This window comes from Pantoea latae (assembly GCF_002077695.1).
In the GTDB taxonomy this organism is placed as follows: domain Bacteria; phylum Pseudomonadota; class Gammaproteobacteria; order Enterobacterales; family Enterobacteriaceae; genus Pantoea; species Pantoea latae.
The window spans coordinates 1-19,632 of the sequence record NZ_MWUE01000018.1 but is presented as its reverse complement, the minus strand read 5'-3'; the positions used below and the strand labels follow the sequence as shown (position 1 = coordinate 19,632).

Sequence of the window (19,632 nt, the reverse complement as noted above, 5' to 3'; positions counted from 1 at the left end):
TAAAATCCCGTTATTAAGCGGATAAATCGCCGCTCATCACGTTTCCAGCGCCTCTCTTTACAGAAATATCCGCACAGGCAAAATACATCTTATTTCTCAACGTCCGCGTGCCATGTCTGAAGAAGCGCTGCGTCAGCAGATACAGATTTTGAAAAAGCATAATGCGCGACTCAAGCGTATAGCGCATGACGCCCGCAGCAAGCTCGACGCGGCGCTGGACGGCACCGGGCTCTGCCTGTGGCAGCTCGATATTCCTACCGGCAAGCTGGTGATTTTTAACCGGCGCTGGGGCGCGATGCTCGGCTATCAGCCGAAAGAGAGTCGGGCGCTTTTCTCTGAGTGGAAAGCGAGCCTGCATCCTGACGATGCCGCCGAGGTGCTGAAGGCGTTCTACGACCATATCGACGGCAAAGCGCCTTACTATGAGGCGCTGCACCGCATGATCGCCAAAAACGGCAGCATCACCTGGGTGCTGGATCGCGGTCGCATCAGCGAATGGGATGAGCAGGGCAGGCCGCTCAAGGTCACCGGCACCCATATCGACATGACCAAAGAGAAACAGTACGAAGCGCAGCTGGCAATGCTGGCGAATCACGATCCCCTGACGCAGCTCGCCAACCGTCACGCTCTGCGCAACGCCTTTAGCCAGATGCGCCAGCAAGCGGCGCTCTGCGTCGCCTTTATCGATCTCGACGACTTCAAGCATGTCAACGACACCTTCGGCCATCGCAGCGGCGACCGGCTGCTAATCCAGCTTAGCCAGCGGCTGAGCAAAGCCTGCCCCGAGTCGGTGGTGGCTGGCCGCCTCGGCGGCGACGAATTTGTGCTGCTGATGCCGTTCGGGCAGGACGATCCGCAGGTGGCTGAGGTCAGCTACGCCTGCCTCGAGGCGGCGATCGCCCCTTTCGAACTGGAAAACGGCACCGCCACTATCGGCGCATCAATCGGCATTGTGCAGGCGCGGCCGCAGGAGGGCTTTAGCGCGGTGCTGAGCCGCGCCGACGAGGCGATGTACCGCATTAAGCGCAACGGAAAAAACGGCGTCGGGCTGGGATAGGCGTCACGACCTTTCTGCCGCCGTCGGGCTATCCGCGCGGAATCAGCCAGTTTTTCAGCCAGCGCGTCAGCAGCGGCATCCACAGCCAGACCACCAGCGCAACCACGGTCGCATCCCCTAGAAAATGTCCCCACAGCGTGCCGCGGCTGGCGGGCAGCAGCGCGCCCCAGAGCGGCGGAACAATCAGGGTCGAGGGAAAAATCACCCCCAGCGTCAGCAGATACTGTTTCCACTTCGCCGGACGCGGCGCCACCTTGCTGGTGGGAGTAAACCAGAACGCCGCGCCGGGGCGCACGTCGATATGCTCCGGGCCGGAAAGCAGCTGCGGCAGCTCGCTAATCAGCCTCTTGCGCGCGTCGGACTGCGTCCAGTTGAACAGATTGTCGAGGCTGTCGAAGCGGATCAGCACGGTGTAGACGCTTTCGCCGTGTACCGGGCGCAGCACGTTTACCCCAAGATGACCGGGAAACTGCGCCGCCTGCGGCATAATTTGCTCCAGCCACTGCTCATACGCCTGCTGTTTCTCCGCCTGTACGCTGTGGGTGATCACCAGCGTGACGTGACTGGCCTGATGCGGATTGTTCATATCGCCTCCCGGCGCGCTAAAAGTGATTTACAGCGGTTGCGCTGTTGGATACAAAAATACGAGATGAGAATCTTTATTGTTAGCGGAATGATTTTGCGTTGTTGTTCAACAATTTTTGGGGAGAACTAAGGAATGCGATTAAACCTCGAGGCGCTGCTGATCCTGGATGCGCTCGACCGTCACGGCACCTTTGCGGCCGCGGCGGCGCGGCTGTTTAAAACCGCGTCGGCGTTAAGCTATACGGTGCAGAAGATGGAAGGCGACATGAAGATCACGCTGCTCGATCGCTCCGGCCATCGCGCCACGTTCACCCCAACCGGACGGCTGATGCTGGAAAAAGGCCGCGCGCTGCTGCGCGCCGTCAACGAGCTGGAGCAGCAGGCGCGCTACGTCGAGAGCGGCTGGGAGAGCAACCTGACCATCAGCGTCGACGCCTCGGTGCCGTTCTCACTGCTGTCGCCGCTGATTGACGAATTTTATCAGCAGCATCCTCATACCCAGCTGCAGTTTCGTCAGGACGTGCTGGCGGGCTGCTGGGAGGCGCTGAGCTACGGCGAGGCAGATCTGGTGTTCGGCGCGGTGCAGGAGCCGGCGACACGAAAAGATATCGGCTGCGTGGCGCTGGGCTGGCTCGACTATGTATTTGCCGTGGCGCCGGGTCATCCGCTGGCGCAAATGCCGGAGCCGCTGCTGCGCGAGCAGATCCGTCAGTATCGCGCGGTCACGGTGCACGACTCGTCGCGCCACGGCGCTGGCGTGGATTTGCGCGTGCTGGATGAGCAGAAGACGCTGAGCGTGCACGATTTTCACGCCAAGCTGCAGGCGCAGCTGGCCGGGCTGGGCTGCGGCTATCTGCCGCGCTATCTCGCCGCGCCTCATCTGGCCGACGGCACGCTGGTGGCGCGGCAGCTCGACAGCGAAACGCGGCGCGATATGGCTTACCTGGCCTGGAATGAAGGCGCCAGCGGCAATGCGGCGCGCTGGTGGCGCGACCGGCTGCAAACGCTGCCGGGGCTGCGCGACATTTACGCCGCGCCCTAAGCAGTAGACGCGCGGTTTTTGCACCGCGCGCCTGCGTTTACAGCGAAATAAAGTGATGCGCTTTCGGCGGGCCTTCGCCCTGATGGAACGCCAGCACCGCCGCCTGCAGCGCCGCGTCCGCTTTTGACACGCGCTGATGCTGACGCAGATGCTCCTGCCACGACTCTACTAAAAACCACTCCTGAATCAACGCCGCATCCTCGGTGTGCGTCATCACGCCCCAGGCGTAGGCGCCATCGCGACGGCGCGCCAGCGCCAGCTGATGAATAGCTTGCAGAAAAGCGGGGCGATCCGCTTCCGCCACGCGATAGTGGATCTGCACCATTACCGGGCCGCGACGCGCGTCGATGCTCTGCGCTACCGCCGGTTCCTGCCAGTGCAGCGCCGGCTGCAGATCCGCCTCCCCCTCCGGCAGCGCTTTGCGGCGCAGCAGCAGCGCGCTCAGCATCAGCGCGACGGCGGCGATGGTCAGGGTGACGACCACGCCCGCCAGCTGCGCCACCAGGCCCCACAGCAGGCTGCCGCCCGCCAGCGCGCCGTTAAACACCATCAGATAGACTGCCAGCCCGCGTCCGCGCACCCAGTCCGGCAAGACCGCCTGAGCGACGCCGTTCAGCGTGGTCAGGGCGACGATCCAGCCGCTGCCCAGCACCAGCATCAGCGCCAGCGCCAGCCACTGCGGCGGCGTCAGCGCCAGGCCGAGCATCACCAGGCCATTAATGGCCGCAGCGAGCAGCAGCAACGCGTCGGCGTTCATTCTGACGCGCAGACGCGGTAACAGCAGCGCGCCGCCGATGGCGCCGAGGCCGACGGCACCGAGCATCAGCCCGTAGAAGCCCGCCGTGCCCTGCAGCAGCTGGCGCGCCACCAGCGGCAGCAGCGCCCAGAGCGCGCTGGCGAAGAGAAAGAACATCGCAGCGCGAAACAGCACGCGATGCAGTTCGCGGCTCGCTTTGACATAGCGCAGCCCGGCGCGAAACGCGCCGAAGAAGTGCTCGTTGAGCGCATCCTGCGCTTTGGCGGGCCGCTTCCAGCAGAGCAGCGCGGCAATAACGATAAAGTAGCTGGCGACATCCGCGCCGTAGGCGGCCATCGCGCCGAGGCTCGCCAGCAGCAGGCCACCGGTGGCCGGGCCGATAGCACGCGCGATATTAATGCCGAGCGAATTGAGCGCGACGGCGTTTTTCATCTCCTGACGCGGCACCAGCTCCGGCACAATCGCCTGCCAGGCCGGGCCAAACAGCGCTGCGCCGATGCCGCCGACGAAGGTCAGCCCAATCAGCCACTCAGCGGTGAGCCAGTTATTATGAGAGAGGATCAGCAGCGTGCCGCTGACGCTGGCCATCAGGATCTGAATGGCGATCAGCAGGCGGCGACGGTCGAAAATATCGGACAGCACGCCCGCCGGCAGCGCCAGCAAAAACACCGGCAGCGTGGCGGCGGTCTGCATCAGCGCGACCGCGGCAGGGTTGTCAGAGAGGCCGGTGATCAGCCAGGAGCTAGCGACATCGCGGATAAAGCTACCGGTGTTGCCCAGCACCGACGCGCTCCATATCAGGGCGAACATCGCATAGCGAAAGGGGGAAAAGGCGCCGCCTGCAGGCGAGGGGGTCATGCTCTGGCTCATCTTCTTTCTCCTGCCGCGCCGGTGAGCGCAGCGTTATTAAGTGGTGATAGCTTGAACATTACGAGCACGCTGCCAGGCTTGATAGCGGAATATCTGCGGCAACTTGACCAGGATTTTTTCACAAGTTCAGGGCGCAAAAATCCTTGAACATCTTATTAAAATTTCTGCTTTAGGTTTTCACCACCCGCCAGGTTAGGTTGATTAGCAACAGACATCATCACTGATAACGGAGAACGGATATGAGCACCTTCACGACAAAAGATGGCGTACGCATTTACTTTAAAGACTACGGCAAAGGTCAGCCGGTGCTGTTCAGCCACGGCTGGCCGCTGGACGCCGATATGTGGGAAAGTCAGCTGGTTCACCTGGCGGAAAACGGCTACCGCGCTATTGCCTTCGACCGCCGGGGTTTTGGCCGCTCTGACCAGCCGTGGGAAGGCTACGACTACGATACCTTCGCCGACGACATTCACGGGCTGATTGAGCATCTGGGCCTGAACGACATTACCCTGGTGGGCTTCTCAATGGGCGGCGGCGACGTGTCGCGCTACATCGGCCGCTACGGCACGGCAAAGGTGAAAAATCTGGTGCTGCTGGGCGCGGTGACGCCAATTTTCGGCAAAACCGCCGATCACCCGGAAGGGCCGGAAAAAGCGGTGTTCGACAACATTATCGCCGGGCTGCGCAGCGATCGCGCCCAGTTTATTAAAGAGTTCGCCACGCCGTTCTACGGCACCAATGCCGGACAAACCGTTTCGGATGGCGTGCTGACGCAGACGCTGAATATTGCGCTGCTCGCCTCGCTGAAAGGCACCATCGACTGCGTCACCGCCTTTGCTGAAACCGATTTCCGTGGCGATCTGGCGAAAGTCGACGTGCCGACCCTGATCATTCACGGCAGCAATGACCAGGTGGTGCCTTTCGAAGCCACGGGCAAACTGGCGCACGCGCTGATCGCCGGCTCCGAGCTTAAGGTTTACGACAACGCCCCGCACGGTTTTGCCGTAACGCATCAGGATCAGCTTAATCAGGACCTGCTGGCCTTTTTACAGCAGCATTAAAGAAAATCTGTGAAAACGCCCTGATGGGCGTTTTCTTATTCCTGCTGCGCCCCAAGCTGGCGCTATAAATAGCGGTCGCCGCAGGTTCACTGCCGCTAAAGATGGCTAAGTTGATCATTTATCGATCATTTTTAATGACTTAGCAGTCAAAATAATCCTTTTTACCGCTTCGTTTTATTAACGCGCTCGCCATGCGCTCCTTTTGTAGAATTTTCTTAATTTTATCGCCAAAACGATCGTTTTGTGATCAACGGCTTCGCTTATAACTGCTGGCGCGCCTTCTCCTTACGCTTCGCTTAAAAGATGCCATTCATCCAGAATAAAGGTTAAATAGCCATGTTTTGATGGCTTATAACCACAAACCGCAACAAGTGAGCGCCGTTTTAGACATTTTAATCACCGCCAAACATGGTTTAGAGAGGAAATAGTTGGCTGGATGATTTGTTTGTTATCACGCATAACTTTTTGAAACGGGCAGGCAAGCAAAACTTGATCCATTAATTTTAAAAGCTACATTTAACCCTGCGCCATCAACGCTGATGAAGCGTAGGCTGTGATATTTTTATTATTAATCCTTAAGAGGAACACAGTATGTCTCAATATCGTGGTGGAGCTGGAAACTTTGCGGTTGATCGTGAGCGCGCAGCGGAAGCGGGAAGAAAAGGCGGCCAGAAGAGCGGCGGCAATTTCAAAAACAACCCTGAACGCGCTATCGAAGCTGGCCGCAAGGGAGGGAAGATCAGCCGCCGTAGCTGAAATATCAGGAAGTTAGATGGAGCAACAGTCAACATCTGACCGCGAGCGAGTCATCTTTTTTCTCTTTTAGTTCTCCTTGCGAAACACCTTTGACCGAAACCCGGTGCTGACGTGCATTGCGCATGGGTATCGCCTTAATTAAACCGGACAGGTTTTTTACCCGTCCGGTTTTTTTAATTCTTTTTGGCACGAGAAGGCTTTGCTGCATTTACTTTCAGATTAAGTCGTTAACTCGCGGCCGACAGCGCCGTTTAAAAATCAGTATAAATTTATACAAGCCATAGTAAGTTTGTACAATTATAATCAGCCTGCCACCATTTAATTTCACTCAGCAGGATAAAAATAAAATGCGGTAACTCCTTGGTGTAATTGGAAAAATGCATTTTACATGCCACTTTTGCGCAACAGACGCCAAATTTTTTTAAATATTGCGCTACAAAAAACACAGCGGTTTATCTGGTCTCAAAAAGAGCGCATGAAAAAGGTGGAGACCAGTCCTGCCATGTCGACGCAGAGAAAATATTTTGCAGCGTGACAATCGCGCTGGCGTTGAGACAGAGAGGATAGAGGCGTGGCGCGCGCTGGCAGCAGCACAACCTAATCCCCACGCGGTTTCTGCTGAGAGCCTAAATAAATAATGTGGCCGTTAAGGCGGCAGGCTGAATAAAGAAATGGCCTGCTGCTTAATTAACTTTTTCCCTAAAACCTTATGGCACAACAGACAGCGTGAAAGTATGCGCTTACTCGCTGCCTGGATGAAGGAGGAAAAGCTGGCTGGCCCGGCGGCAGAATTACGGCGAGGTGGGCTGCCAGGTGGCTGGCGCCTGCGCGTCGATGCGCGTCGGCAGCAATTTCGCGTCGTAGAAGGCGTCTGCGATGGTCTGCTGCTCCGCCAGGTCGCTTTTTTTCACCGGCTCGACCTGATAGCTGCGCTGCGCGTTGGCTTTTTCAATGGTGGCCACCGGCAGCTTGCCCCACAGCGGCGACAGCAGCGCCGCCGCGTCGGCCGGATGCGCTTTCAGCCAGGCTGCTTCCTGCTTCAGCGCCTGATAGACGCTATTCAGCACCTGCGGATGCGCGCTGGCGTAGGACGTGGAAGCCAGATAGTAGCGCTGGTAGTTCGCCAGCCCTTTGGCGCTGGTCAGCACGCGCGCGTGCTGCTCTACCTGCGCGCTGGTGACATAGGGCTCCCAGGTTACCCAGGCTGCCACGCTGCCGTTCTCCAGCGCCGCACGTCCGTCAGCGGGCGTCAGCCACGCCGGCGAAATATCGCTAAACCGCAGCCCGGCTTTATTAAGCGCGGCGATCAGCAGGTAGTGGCTGCCCGCCGCTTTGGTGACGGCAATTTTCTTGCCTTTGAGATCCTGCAGCGTTTTGATTGACGAGTCGGCGGGCACCAGAATCGCCTGCGCCTGTGGTGACGGGGTTTCACGCGCGTAGTAGGTCAGGCTGGCGCCGGCCGCCTGCGCAAACAGCGGCACGGTGTCCGCGACGTCGGCGGAAAGATCGACATTATTGAGGTTAAGCGCCTCCAGCAGCGGTAGCCCGCTGGAGAACTCATGCCAGCTGACTTTGACGCCCTGCGCCGCCAGCGCTTTATCAAGGTCGCCGCGCTGCTTGATCAACGTCAGCAGCGTAGAAGATTTCTGGTAGCCGATGCGCAGGGTCTCTTCTGCATGAGAAGCGAACGCAAAAAGCGCGGTGAGCAATAGCGCACCGCGCAGTCGGGGATGAAAAGAGTTGTTCATGGGCGTTCCTGGTGAAGGGTTATCATCAGGTTGATGATAAAAGCGCGTCAGGGACGCGCTAAACGCCTTTTTTGCATAAGCTTTGCGGTGGAGCGGGAAAGGGTCAGTCAGCCATCAGGTGGCCATACATCGCCATCAGACGGCGCGTCACGCCGTTGGTCCAGCCGAAGCCGTCCTGCAGCGGGTATTCGCCGCCGCCGCCTGGGCGCGCTCGCTCGCCGCTGATGTCATATTTTTCCACCAGCTTGTGGTGCAGCTGATAGAAGTTGTTCACCGTGTTCAGCCAGTTCACCGCGATTTCCGTTGCCAGCGTCTCTTCGCCATACTGATTCAGGCCGATAATCGCCATCCACTGCAGCGGCGCCCAGCCGTTGGGCTTGTCCCACTGCTCGCCGCTTTCCACCATCGACGCTACCAGCCCGCCGTTGGTGAGCAGCAGCTGACGCAGCGCAATCGCCTGCAGATGCGCCTGTTTTGGCGTCGCCAGGCCGACGAACAGCGGCACCACGGCGGCGGCGGTAAAGGCGCCGAAGCGTTCGCGACGCCAGTCGTAGTCGCGATAGACGCCTGCGGTGCTGTCCCACAGATAGCGATTAATGGCGCGCTTACGCGCTTCGGCTTTTTTCTGCCACGCCAGCGCGGTCAGCTCTTCCCCTTTAGCGTGAGAGAGCGTGGCGATCATCAGCTCCAGCTTGTAGAGAAACGCGTTCAGATCGATAGGGATGAACTGCGTGGTGCGAATGCTCGCCAGACGTTTAGGATCGCGCAGCCAGCGGGAAGAGTAGTCCCAGCCGGAGGCCGCGCCTGCGCGCAGGTCGCGATAGACTTCGCTCGCCGGACGGCTAGAGTGGCGCGCCGTTTCGACATCCTCAATCCAGGATTCATCGCGCGGCGTGTCGCGGTCGTCCCAGTAGCGGTTAAGCAGCGAGCCGTCGGCCATGCGCACCACGTGACGATACGCCTGACGCGGCATCAGCGAGCCGGCGCCGTCCATCCAGAACTGATACTCTTTCATCAGCTGATCGAGATAGCGTTTCGCGCCGCGCACGCCATCCTCTTCAAACAGTTCCACCATCAGCGCGAACACCGGCGGCTGCGAACGGCTCAGATAGTAGGTGCGGTTGCCGTTGGGGATATGGCCGTAGTTGTCGATCAGCCAGGCGAAGTTGTCCGCCATATGGCGCAGCAGGTCGTCGCGTCCGCTCTCCGCCAGGCCAAGCATGGTGAAGTAGGAGTCCCAGTAATAGGTCTCGCCGAAGCGGCCGCCGGGCACCACGTAAGGCTTGGGCAACGGCAGCAGCGACGAATGTGGCAGATGCTGCTGCGGCATCTTGGTTAATACCGGCCACAGCGCGTCGATATGCTCGTTCAGGGTTTTGTCCGGATTCGATACATAAAAACTTTCGTTTATCGCCGGTAAATAAAAATGGTCAGCCACAAAGCGCGCCAAATCGAAATCGCGGCTGCGCTTCTGGCGACGATAACGCATTAATACGTCCAGCGGATCGTATTTCGGTGAGCAGTCCGGAAAGGTTTTGCTGTCTTCAAAGATGCGCGACATCTGCACATGCTCGAACAGCTCCATGTAGCGATCGGCAGGCGTCAACGCGTCCGGCGCCGGCAAGCCTTCAATCAGCTCCGGTTCCGGTTCGGAATCCTGCATACGGTCAAGCTTAAGCTCGTGGGGATCGTATTGATACTCAACTTCCGCCCCTTTGCGAACCTCATCGAATGCGTTGAGTTGCTGGCGATAAGTATTAATAGCGGCCTCCTGGAGTCTGAGGGTTCATAAAAGAAAAATTATAGACTTATCGCGGGGGCGGACAACAATGCAGAATATCTATGAACGTAATAAAAATTGTCTATCAATAGGCTATTTAGCGGAATTGCTCTGCTTATCAAGCAAATAACGCGCTGCGCTTAAAACATTTATTTAGGAGTAATCTTTGAAGAACAGAAATAAATAGCGAAAGGCTGAAAAAAAGCGGCAAAAACTGACAAAAAACCGGTTTGCCGCTGCGCTGCGGCATGAGCTATTTGTGGCATTTTTGCAGCGTGAAAAGCAAACGCCCTCAAAAAGAGGGCGTTTGTTCAGGGGTGGGTTACTCGCTGACGCGATAACGCTCCAGCCAGTGCGCGTACGGCGCAGGCAGCACCCAGGACGGCTGCGGCTTATCGAGCGCCAGCGCCGCATGGTAAGGCCAGTGCGGATTCTTCAGGTGCGCGCGGCCGACCATCACCAGGTCGAGCTGCTCTTTTTCGACGGTGTCGTTGGCAATGTGCGGCGCATCAATGCCCCACGCAGAGGCGACGGCGATGTCAGCTTCGCGACGCACGCGCTCGGCAATCGGCGCCAGGAAGGCGGGCGTGCCCCAGGGAATGTTGGTGTCCGGCGTAGAGAAGCCCACGCTGACGCTCAGCAGATCGAGACCGTTAGCGCGCCAGTAGCGCGTCAGGTCGATCGCCTCCGCCAGCGTCTCTTCGTCGCGGCCGTCATACTCCAGCACGCCGAAACGCGCGGTGAGCGGCAGGTTTTCCGGCCAGACTTCGCGCACGGCGTCGAACGTTTCACGCAGGAAGCGGCTGCGGCCTGCGGCGTCACCGCCATACTCATCGGTGCGCTGGTTGGCGTGTACGGAGAAGAAGCTCTGCGCCAGGTAGCCGTGCGCGAAGTGCAGCTCCAGCCACTGGTAGCCGGCATCGCGCGCGCGGATGGCCGCCTGCACGAAGTCGTTGCGCACGCGCGCGATATCGTCCAGCGTCATGGCGCGCGGCACCTGCGGCAGATTATTGCCGAAGGCGACGGCGGAAGGCGAAATAGTCTCCCAGCCGCGTGCGTCGCCAGCCGCAATATGGTCGTCACCTTCCCAGGGTTTGTTGGCGCTGGCTTTACGACCGGCGTGGCCGATCTGAATGCCCGGCACGGCGCCCGCCGCTTTGATCGCCTGCGCGACCTGCGCCAGACCTTCGGCCTGCGCATCATCCCATAAGCCCAGACAGCCTGGAGTGATGCGGCCTTCCGGCGACACGGCGGTCGCTTCGACGATCACCAGGCTCGCGCCGCCGCGCGCCAGCGCCGCGTAGTGCACGCGGTGCCAGTCATTGATAAAGCCATTTTCGGCGCTGTATTGACACATTGGCGGCACGGCGATGCGGTTGCGCAGCGTCACGTCTTTCAAACGGAATTCAGAAAACAGAGACATAACACCCCTTTAATCATGTTTAATTTCAATCACTTGTTTTCCCGTGAAATCACGGTGCTGCAGCGCCAGCAGCTGCTGCGGTAGCGCCGTAAACGGGAAGCTCAGGATCGATTCGCTCAGCAATGTACCCTGAGATATCTCTTGCAGCATACGCTCCCCGTGCTGCGTCAGCGCCTGCCACTGGGCGGCGTCGCCGTGCTGATGCAGCGCGCCGAGCGCCACTTCATGCAGAGAGAGTGCGCGGCCAAAGGGCGCGTTGGGCCACTGTTCGACGCGGCCCTGAATGCAGACCAGATGGCCGTTGGCCTGTAGGGCGTGGGAGAGGCGCGCCGCCTGATCGGCGCCCACCGCGTCGATGACCGCGTAGTAGGGCTGGCGCCACTGCATCAGCGGATCGGCCAGGCACTGCGCCGCGCCCAGCTGCCGCAGGCGCGGCCAGTGGCGCTCATGGCTGGCGGTGATCACCTCGAAGCCGCGCGCATGCGCCAGTTGCGTCAGATAGTGGCCGACCGAACCACCTGCGCCGGCGATCAGCAGTGGCGCGCCGGGAGGCGGCGGGATCTTCTCCAGCGCCTGAAAAGCGGTCAGCGCCGGACAGGGAAAGGCGGCCGCGACGCGGTAGCTCAGCGCCTCAGGCAGGCGCATCAGCACCTGCGCGGCGATTGGCGTATATTCGGCGAAGCTGCCCGGCTGTTTCAGGCTCTGATGATAAGCGACGCGCGCGCCGAGCCAGCGCCCATCCACATTCGGTCCCAGCGCCACCACCTCGCCCGCGCCGTCGACGCCCGGCACGTTATCCCGCTGGGTATCCAGCAGCTTCCAGTCCACCGGGTTCAGGCCGATGGCGTGGTTGCGCACCAGCACCTGACCCGGTTGCAGCGGCTGCGTCACGCTTTCGCTCAGGCGCAGTTCGGCCGGCGAGCCGCCGCCGTGCCAGCGCCATTCGAACCCGCTTGCAGGCAGCGCGTCAGACATAGGCGCCTGCCGAGTAGGTCAGCTCGTAGCTGTGGCTGTAGATCTCGATGATATTGCCGAAGGGATCTTCCATATAGACCATGCGATAGGGCTTCTCACCGGGATAATATTCGCGCACCGGCATGCGCTGCTTGCCGCCCGCGGCGACGATTTTCGCCGCCAGGCCCTCGACGTCGGGATCCTGCACGCAGAAGTGAAACACGCCGCTTTTCCAGTATTCAAAATTGTTTTCCCGCTTCTCGGCGTCGCGAAACTCGAAAATCTCCACGCCGACCCGATCGCCGGTCGAGAGATGCGCGATGCGCAGCGCGCCCCAGCCCTGGCCGAACACGTCGCTGCACATCACGCCGATGGCGGAGTCATCTTCCTGGATGGCGGTAGGCGGCATAATCAGATACCAGCCCATCACCTCGGTATAAAATTTTACCGCCGCATCCAGATCGGTGACCGACAGGCCGATATGGGAAAAGGCGCGTGGATAGGTCGTTGCCATGTTGCATCTCCGGTTGTGGAAAAGATAAACAGGCTAGCGGTGCACAGGTATAATGAAAACAGTGATTCAGTTATAAGGATGATAAAAAATCATTATGTACCAGCCGCAGTGGCTTCGATCGTTTGCGACGCTGGCCGACGTGGGCAGCTTTACCGAAACCGCCGATCGTCTGGGGATCACCCAGGCGGCGGTCAGCCAGCATATCCGTCATCTGGAGCAGACGCTCGGGCCGCTAATGCTGCGCAGCAAGCGGCCGCTGGAGCTGACGCCTGCCGGGCAGGCGCTGCTTATCTACTGCCAGGAGATCGATCGCGCCGACCAACGCCTGACGCTGCGCCTCAGCGAGGCGGAGGTCACCTGCGGCGAAATCAGCGTTATCACGCCCGGCAGCATCGGGCTGCAGATCTATCCGCTGCTGCTGGCGCTGCAGCAGCAGCATCCCGATCTGGTGATGCGCCATCGGTTCGCGCCGGACAGCGAAGTGATGGACGCGGTGCTGCACAACCGTTTTGAAATGGGGATGGTGACGCAGAAGCCGGACGATCGTCGACTCAGCGCGACGCGCTTCGCCGAAGAGCCGCTGGAGCTGGTCGCGCCCGCTGGTGCGCAGGCGGCGAGCTGGCAGGATCTGGAGGCGCTGGGCTATATCGATCATCCTGACGGTCAGGCGATGGCGACGCGGCTGCTGAGCCGGCGTTTTCCCGGCAATCCCGGCGTGCGCAATCTGCCGCTGCGCGGCTTCAGTAATCAGATCAGCTTGATCCTCGAACCGGTGGCGCGCGGGCTGGGCTTTACCGTTATCCCGCGCTATGCGCGACTGGCGTTCGCCCGACCCGAGACGATTCAGGTCATCGAAAGCGAGATCGGGCTGGTGGATACCATCTGGCTGATCCACCGCGCCGAATGGCCGCTATCGTCGCGCGCGAAGCTGGCGCTCGCCTGGCTGCAGGAGAGGCTAGGGTAGCGCGCTCCCGCCTGCGGCTTATTTCGCCAGCGTCGCCTTGATCACTTCCTGATAAGGCGTGGTGGCGCGGCCAATTAGCTGGCTCAAGCTGCGTGAGTCGTCAAACAGCCCGCCCTGCGACGCGCCCTTGTCAGAATCCGCCAGCATCTCCGCCAGACCCTCCGGCAGGCCAGCGCCCTTCAGCGCGCTGGCGAATTCGGCGGGCGACAGATTAACGTACTCCACCTGTTCGCCTGACTGACGCGCAATCTCAGCGGCGAATTCCGCCAGCGTATAGCTGTCGTCGCCCGCCAGCTCGTAGATTTTGCCCGCCTGATCGTCGCGAGCGATCACCGCCGCCGCCGCCTCGGCGTAGTCACGGCGCGCCGCCGACGCGATACGCCCTTCGCCAGCCGAACCGATAAAGGCGTGATGCGTCAGGGCTGGCGCGATGCTGGCAGCGTAGTTTTCGGTGTACCAGCCGTTGCGCAGCAGGGCGAAGGGGATACCGGAGGCCTGCAGCAGCGCCTCGGTGGCGCGGTGTTCGACGCCGAGACCGAGCGGCGAGCTGTCGGCGTGCAGCAGGCTGGTGTAGGCGATAAATTTCACGCTGGCGGAGTTGGCCGCGTTAATCACCGCCCGATGCTGCGCTTCGCGCTGGCCGACCTCGCTGCCGGAGATCAGCAGCAGCTTCTCCACGCCGGAGAAGGCGGACATCAACGTGTCCGGCTGGCTGTAGTCCGCTTTGCGCACGGTTACGCCTTTTGCCGCCAGGTCTGCGGCTTTTTCCGGCGATCGCACGGCGGCAACGATTTGCTCCGCTGGCACGCTTTTCAGCAGGGCGTCAATGACCAGACGGCCTAGCTGGCCGGTTGCACCTGTTATTGCAATCATGTTCTCTCCTTTCTGCATGGGCTGTTGTTACAAACAAGGTTAGGGGATAAGCTAACTTTTAGTAAGTACTTACAGATTTGTTAGTTTGGAGAATTGTCGATAAATGTCTGAAAAGATAAGTGAAAAATTTAGCCGCGGCGAACTGCTGAACGTCGACTGTCCGTCGCGCGAGGTGCTCAGGCGCGTCACCAGCCGCTGGAGCGTGCTGATCTTTCTGGCGCTGCGTCACGACAAACTGCGCTTCAGCGAGCTGCGTCGCGCCGTCGGCGGCGTTAGCGAGCGCATGCTGGCGCAGACGCTGCGCCATATGGAAGAAGACGGCTTCGTCGAACGCATCGCCTATAACGTGGTGCCGCCGCACGTCGAGTACGCGCTGACGCCGCTCGGCCGCGAGCTGGAAGGGCAGGTGGTCGGCCTTGCGGACTGGCTGGAGCTGAATGTGAACCGTATTCTGGCACAGCGTAAGCAAGCCTGACGGCGCGCGCTACGTCAGATAGCGCTGAAACCACGCCAGCGTCCGGCTCCAGGCGAGTTCAGCCGCTGCGCGGTCGTAGCGCGGCGTCGAGTCGTTGTGAAAGCCGTGGTTGACGCCAGGGTAGATCCACGCCTCATACACGTTGTGGTTCTCTTTCAGCGCCGCCTCAAAGGCAGGCCAGCCTGCGTTGATATTGCTGTCCAGTTCGGCATAGTGCAGCAGCAGCGGCGCCTTGATGCGCGCCACATCCTCCGCTTTCGGCTGACGGCCATAGAAGGGCACGGCGCAGGCGAGATCGGGAAACGCCACCGCCGCCGCGTTTGCCACGCCGCCGCCGTAGCAGAAGCCGGTGATGCCCACCTTGCCGCTGCTTTCCGCATGCTGCTTCAGGAAATCGACCGCCGCGAAAAAGTCGTTCATCAGCTTAACGGGATCGACCTTCGCCTGCATAGCGCGGCCTTCGTCGTCGTTGCCGGGATAGCCGCCCAGCGAGCTGAGGCCGTCCGGCGCCAGCGCGATATAGCCCGCTTTTGCCACGCGGCGCGCCACATCTTCAATATAGGGATTCAGCCCGCGGTTCTCATGCACCACCACCACGGCGGCGGTTTTGCCCCTGGTCTGCGTCGGGCGCACCAGATAGCCGCGCACCTCGCCGTGGCCCTGTGGGGAAGGGTAGTGGATATAGTCGGCCTTAATGGCGGGGTCGGTAAATTCCACCTGCTGCGCCAGCGCGTAGTTGGGGCTCATCAGGCTGAGCAGCGTCGCGCCGGTCATGCCGCCGATCGCCAGCTTGCCGGCCATGGCGATGAACTCGCGCTTGCTGATCCTGCCGTGGGCGTAATAGTCGTAAAGCTCGAGCAGTTCCTGGGGAAAATCTTGTGCCGTCAGACGTGCCATCGGGACTCCTTAACGCAGATTAACCAGAGCCACTAACAGAGCACAGCCTGCGACGGCTGGCAAATCGGACGACGCATTCTGTTAACAACGTCCGATGGCACCGATCCAGCGGGCGCTGGAAAGCGCAATGGCACACCCGCCTTGCCGCTGCGTCAGTAAAGAGCCGGCTGCTTTTATTACCGCAGCGTAACCGTCGGCGCTTATTAACAACTTTATTTCATCTCTTCTGCGCGGCGCAATTAAGCGCGGCGCAATTATTAATAATGCCCATCTGCCATAAAAGGGGATTTTTAAACAAAACGGCTTAAAAAAAATTCCAGACGGGCTAAATGCTTAATTTGCATTAGATATGGCCTGTACTAATCTACAAGATTGACCGCTTTTCACCTGTGGGTATAGGGAAAATAACACGCCAAAACAGGGCGTTGCAGTGGTAAAAAAGCGCTGTGCCGTCAACGTCTCCTGCCTCAATAATCGTGCAACAACAAATAACAAAGATGTCACATTAAGGCCTGTGAATTAACCTAAAGTCTGGCGTTAAATTAGATAATTGCGGACAAAAACAATGACCAAAATCAAAAAACACTGTTATAGTTTTTGCATCCCAGACTGTTTCTGTTTGTCAGGCGCGAGTTCTTATAAATTCGCGCCAGCAATAGGTTTAAGCGCAGCGTAAATATTAACGCTGTGCTTTAGTTGTTAATTATAAGTAAATATATGGTGTTATATGTGGCAACGAGGTAAGCAATGTTCGGATTAGACGCCTTTCATCTGGCCAGGATACAGTTCGCGTTTACTGTCTCCTTTCACATTCTTTTTCCCGCCATCACCATCGGTCTCGCCAGTTTTCTGGCCGTGCTCGAAGGGATGTGGTTGAAAAGCCGTAATGAGACCTACCGCGATCTCTATCACTTCTGGTCCAAAGTTTTTGCCGTTAACTTTGGTATGGGCGTGGTATCGGGTCTGGTGATGGCCTATCAGTTCGGCACCAACTGGAGCGGCTTCTCGCAGTTTGCGGGCAGCATTACCGGTCCGTTGCTCACCTATGAAGTGCTGACCGCCTTCTTCCTCGAAGCGGGCTTCCTCGGCGTGATGCTGTTCGGCTGGAACCGCGTCGGTCCTGGCCTGCACTTCTTCGCCACCTGCATGGTGGCGCTCGGCACCCTGATCTCCACCTTCTGGATCCTCGCCTCCAACAGCTGGATGCATACGCCGCAGGGCTACCTGATCCAGAACGGAATTGTGGTGCCGGAAGACTGGCTGAAAATCATTTTCAACCCCTCGTTCCCTTATCGCCTGTTCCATATGTCGGTGGCAGCGTTCCTCGCCAGCGCCTTTTTTGTCGGCGCGTCCGGTGCATGGCATCTGCTGCGCGGCAACGATAACCCGGCTATTCGCAAGATGTTCTCCATGGCGCTGTGGATGGCGCTGATCGTCGCACCGATTCAGGCGATGATCGGCGATGCGCACGGGCTGAACACCCTGGAGCATCAGCCGGCGAAAATCGCCGCGATTGAAGGCCACTGGGAGAACCCGCCGGGCGAAGCGACGCCGCTGATCCTGTTCGGCATCCCGGATATGGATGAAGAGCGCACCAAATACGCGGTGGAAATTCCCTATCTCGGCAGTTTGATCCTGACGCACAGCCTGGATAAGCAGGTGCCGGCGCTGAAGACCTTCCCGAAAGAGGATCGTCCTAACTCGCTGGTTATCTTCTGGTCGTTCCGCGTGATGGTGGCGATGGGGCTGCTGATGATCACCCTCGGCGTGGTCAGCCTGTGGCTGCGTTATAAAGGCCGCCTTTATCAGTCGCGTCCGTTCCTGTGGTTCGCCCTGCTGATGGGGCCGTCCGGCCTGATTGCGCTGCTGGCGGGCTGGTTCACCACCGAGATCGGTCGTCAGCCGTGGGTGGTCTACGGCGTGCAGCGCACCATTGACGCGGTGTCCGGTCATGGCGATCTGCATATGAGCATCAGCCTGCTTGCCTTTATCGTGGTCTACTCTGCGGTGTTCGGCGTCGGCTATGTCTATATGATCCGCCTGATTAAGAAAGGCCCGCTCACCGGCGAAGGCAAAGATGTTCGTCACGGCGGTCCAGGCCATGGCAAAACGCCGGCTCGTCCGCTCTCTGCGGCGCATGAAAGTCTGAACGATCCGCAGGAGGGAAAATAAGATGATCGATTTTTCCATTATCTGGTTCGCGATTATCGTTTTCGCGACGCTGATGTACATCGTGATGGACGGCTTCGATCTCGGTATCGGGCTGCTGTTCCCCTTTAATAAGGATGCGGTCGAGCGCGACATGATGGTGAACACCGTCGCGCCGGTCTGGGATGGTAACGAGACCTGGCTGGTGCTGGGCGGCGCGGGCCTGTATGGCGCCTTCCCGCTGGCCTATTCGGTGATCGCCGATGCGCTCTCGATTCCGCTGACGGCGATGCTGATCGGCCTGATTTTCCGCGGCGTCGCCTTCGAGTTTCGCTTTAAGGCGACCGAAACGCACCGCGCGTTCTGGGACAAATCTTTCGTCGCGGGTTCGATTCTGGCGACCTTTAGCCAGGGCGTTGCGGTCGGCGCGATGCTCGACGGCATTAAGGTGACGGGCCGTCACTTCAGTGGTTCTGCAATGGACTGGCTGGCGCCGTTCCCGCTGTTCTGCGGCGTGGGTCTGGTGATCGCCTATGCGCTGCTGGGCTGCACCTGGCTGATTATGAAAACCGAGCATGAGCTGCATCGCAAGATGTCGGCGCTGGCGACGCCGCTGGTGATCGCGCTGCTGGTGGTGGTGGGCATTATCAGCCTGTGGACGCCGTTCAGCCATGACGCCATCGCGCAGCGCTGGTTCACCCGTCCGAACCTGTACTGGTTCCTGCCGGTTCCGGCGCTGGTGCTGCTCTGCTCGTGGGGCATTATTCGCGCCATCAAGCGTGAAGCGCACTACTCGCCGTTCCTGCTGACGCTGGCGCTGATTTTCCTCGGCTTTTCCGGCCTGGGCATCAGCGTATGGCCGAATATTATTCCGCCTTCCGTTACCATCTGGCAGGCCGCGTCGCCGGCGATTAGCCAGGCCTTTATGCTGGTGGGCAGCCTGTTAATTATTCCGATGATCCTCGGCTACACCTTCTGGAGCTACTACGTGTTCCGCGGGAAAATCAAAGCAGACGAAGGATACCATTGATATGCAAACTGAGGTCGGCAACGTGAAACACCACAATGAACCTAAAGCGCCGTTGTGGAAACGCATTCTGTGGCTGGTGGTGATCTATGGAGCAAGCGTGCTGGCGCTCGGTGTGGTGGCAACGCTGTTCCGTATGATGATGACTGCGGCGGGTATGCGCAGCCACTAATGGTTTCTGGTTGAGTAAAGGCTGGCATTGCCATAATGCTTGTCAGTTAAGGCCGCCGTTTTTTCAAAACGGCGGCCTTTGTTTTATGTGGGTCAGCATGCCGGTGCGGGCCGCCGCGCCTCCTCTGCTGCCGGGCCGTCCTCGCGCCGCTGCGCGGTGCCTTCGGCTGCAACGTCGTGCCGGACGGACCGTTCGGGTACGGCCATCCAGGCCTACCCGAACTGCCTGTCGCATCCCTGCGACCGGCTCCGGGCACAACGTCTCCGCCTCAGCGCTGCGAATAGCCCTCTACAGCAGAGGAGGCGCGGCGGCCTCATACAGGGTGCCCTGTGTAGCCGTAAAAACGCCGCCGTCCTTTTCCAACAGCGCACACGGAAGCTGGCCAGCAGGCTGGGGCCGCTCAGGGGCGGGCATTTCGCAGCGCTGAACAGAGTGAGTCTGCCAGGAGAGCCCGCAGGGATGCGGGCGAAAGGTGGGGCTGGAACAGGGATGTTCCATCCCCGCCGGTCCGTCAGGCAGGCGAATGGCG

18 protein-coding genes are annotated in these 19,632 nt (G+C 59.6%); 9 read left to right on the top strand and 9 right to left on the bottom strand.

Annotated elements, in window-relative coordinates:
- Positions 1–112: 112 nt before the first annotated feature.
- A complete protein-coding gene (locus B2J69_RS12800) occupies positions 113–1,057 on the top strand; it encodes a sensor domain-containing diguanylate cyclase (RefSeq protein ID WP_081139721.1) in 945 nt (314 codons plus the stop codon).
- Between the two features lie 28 nt (positions 1,058–1,085).
- Here B2J69_RS12800 and B2J69_RS12795 read toward each other — a convergent pair whose 3' ends face one another.
- A complete protein-coding gene (locus B2J69_RS12795; protein WP_081139719.1) occupies positions 1,086–1,643 on the bottom strand; it encodes an antibiotic biosynthesis monooxygenase in 558 nt (185 codons plus the stop codon).
- A 132-nt stretch (positions 1,644–1,775) separates the two neighbouring features.
- Between B2J69_RS12795 and B2J69_RS12790 the strand changes: the two genes are divergently transcribed.
- The gene (locus tag B2J69_RS12790; protein WP_081139718.1) at positions 1,776–2,684 is read left to right on the top strand and encodes a LysR substrate-binding domain-containing protein; all 909 of its coding nucleotides are present in this window, start codon (positions 1,776–1,778) and stop codon (positions 2,682–2,684) included.
- A 37-nt stretch (positions 2,685–2,721) separates the two neighbouring features.
- Here the strand turns inward: B2J69_RS12790 and B2J69_RS12785 are convergent, their stop codons facing one another.
- Positions 2,722–4,311 carry an MFS transporter gene (locus B2J69_RS12785; protein WP_081139716.1) on the bottom strand — a complete coding sequence of 530 codons (1,590 nt, stop codon included), beginning with the start codon at positions 4,309–4,311 and terminating at the stop codon, positions 2,722–2,724.
- A gap of 239 nt (positions 4,312–4,550) precedes the next feature.
- On the opposite strand from B2J69_RS12785, the gene B2J69_RS12780 reads away from it, so the two are divergent.
- Both B2J69_RS12780 and B2J69_RS12775 read left to right on the top strand, forming a co-directional pair.
- Positions 4,551–5,372, top strand: coding sequence for an alpha/beta fold hydrolase (locus B2J69_RS12780; protein ID WP_081139715.1), 822 nt, complete (start codon positions 4,551–4,553; stop codon positions 5,370–5,372).
- 591 nt (positions 5,373–5,963) lie between these two features.
- A complete protein-coding gene (locus B2J69_RS12775; protein WP_071997459.1) occupies positions 5,964–6,128 on the top strand; it encodes a con-10 family general stress protein in 165 nt (54 codons plus the stop codon).
- A 791-nt stretch (positions 6,129–6,919) separates the two neighbouring features.
- Here B2J69_RS12775 and B2J69_RS12770 read toward each other — a convergent pair.
- The 5 genes from B2J69_RS12770 to B2J69_RS12750 form a co-directional block, all read right to left on the bottom strand.
- Positions 6,920–7,876: an aliphatic sulfonate ABC transporter substrate-binding protein gene (locus tag B2J69_RS12770; protein WP_081139713.1), complete on the bottom strand. Its 957-nt coding sequence runs from the start codon at positions 7,874–7,876 to the stop codon at positions 6,920–6,922.
- Positions 7,877–7,979: 103 nt separating this feature from the next.
- Positions 7,980–9,638 carry an alpha,alpha-trehalase gene (locus B2J69_RS12765; RefSeq protein WP_081139712.1) on the bottom strand — a complete coding sequence of 553 codons (1,659 nt, stop codon included), beginning with the start codon at positions 9,636–9,638 and terminating at the stop codon, positions 7,980–7,982.
- A 340-nt stretch (positions 9,639–9,978) separates the two neighbouring features.
- Positions 9,979–11,079 carry an NADH:flavin oxidoreductase/NADH oxidase gene (locus B2J69_RS12760; RefSeq protein WP_081139710.1) on the bottom strand — a complete coding sequence of 367 codons (1,101 nt, stop codon included), beginning with the start codon at positions 11,077–11,079 and terminating at the stop codon, positions 9,979–9,981.
- A 9-nt stretch (positions 11,080–11,088) separates the two neighbouring features.
- Positions 11,089–12,054 (bottom strand): zinc-binding dehydrogenase, encoded by a 966-nt coding sequence (locus B2J69_RS12755; RefSeq protein ID WP_081139708.1) that lies wholly within the window; start codon positions 12,052–12,054, stop codon positions 11,089–11,091.
- On the bottom strand, positions 12,047–12,547 hold the full coding sequence (locus B2J69_RS12750) for a lactoylglutathione lyase family protein (protein ID WP_081139706.1): 501 nt from the start codon (positions 12,545–12,547) through the stop codon (positions 12,047–12,049). Before B2J69_RS12750 ends, B2J69_RS12755 begins: the two co-directional genes overlap by 8 nt.
- Positions 12,548–12,641: 94 nt before the next feature.
- Here B2J69_RS12750 and B2J69_RS12745 point away from each other — a divergent pair, with 94 nt between their 5' ends.
- The gene (locus B2J69_RS12745; RefSeq protein WP_081139704.1) at positions 12,642–13,511 is read left to right on the top strand and encodes a LysR family transcriptional regulator; all 870 of its coding nucleotides are present in this window, start codon (positions 12,642–12,644) and stop codon (positions 13,509–13,511) included.
- A gap of 18 nt (positions 13,512–13,529) precedes the next feature.
- Here B2J69_RS12745 and B2J69_RS12740 read toward each other — a convergent pair whose 3' ends face one another.
- Positions 13,530–14,384, bottom strand: a complete 855-nt coding sequence (locus B2J69_RS12740) for an SDR family oxidoreductase (RefSeq protein ID WP_081139702.1) — start codon at positions 14,382–14,384, stop codon at positions 13,530–13,532.
- Between the two features lie 103 nt (positions 14,385–14,487).
- On the opposite strand from B2J69_RS12740, the gene B2J69_RS12735 reads away from it, so the two are divergent.
- Positions 14,488–14,859 (top strand): winged helix-turn-helix transcriptional regulator, encoded by a 372-nt coding sequence (locus tag B2J69_RS12735; protein ID WP_081139701.1) that lies wholly within the window; start codon positions 14,488–14,490, stop codon positions 14,857–14,859.
- A 9-nt stretch (positions 14,860–14,868) separates the two neighbouring features.
- On the opposite strand, the gene yghX is transcribed toward B2J69_RS12735, so the two are convergent.
- A complete protein-coding gene (gene yghX / locus B2J69_RS12730; RefSeq protein WP_081139699.1) occupies positions 14,869–15,756 on the bottom strand; it encodes a YghX family hydrolase in 888 nt (295 codons plus the stop codon).
- 747 nt (positions 15,757–16,503) lie between these two features.
- Here yghX and B2J69_RS12725 point away from each other — a divergent pair.
- The 3 genes from B2J69_RS12725 to B2J69_RS12715 are packed head-to-tail and all read left to right on the top strand — an operon-like array spanning position 16,504 to position 19,103.
- Positions 16,504–17,928 (top strand): cytochrome ubiquinol oxidase subunit I, encoded by a 1,425-nt coding sequence (locus B2J69_RS12725; RefSeq protein ID WP_081139697.1) that lies wholly within the window; start codon positions 16,504–16,506, stop codon positions 17,926–17,928.
- A gap of 1 nt (position 17,929) precedes the next feature.
- Positions 17,930–18,934: a cytochrome d ubiquinol oxidase subunit II gene (gene cydB, locus B2J69_RS12720; RefSeq protein ID WP_081139695.1), complete on the top strand. Its 1,005-nt coding sequence runs from the start codon at positions 17,930–17,932 to the stop codon at positions 18,932–18,934.
- 1 nt (position 18,935) lies between these two features.
- Positions 18,936–19,103, top strand: a complete 168-nt coding sequence (locus B2J69_RS12715; RefSeq protein WP_081139694.1) for a DUF2474 domain-containing protein — start codon at positions 18,936–18,938, stop codon at positions 19,101–19,103.
- The last annotated feature ends 529 nt before the right edge of the window (positions 19,104–19,632 follow it).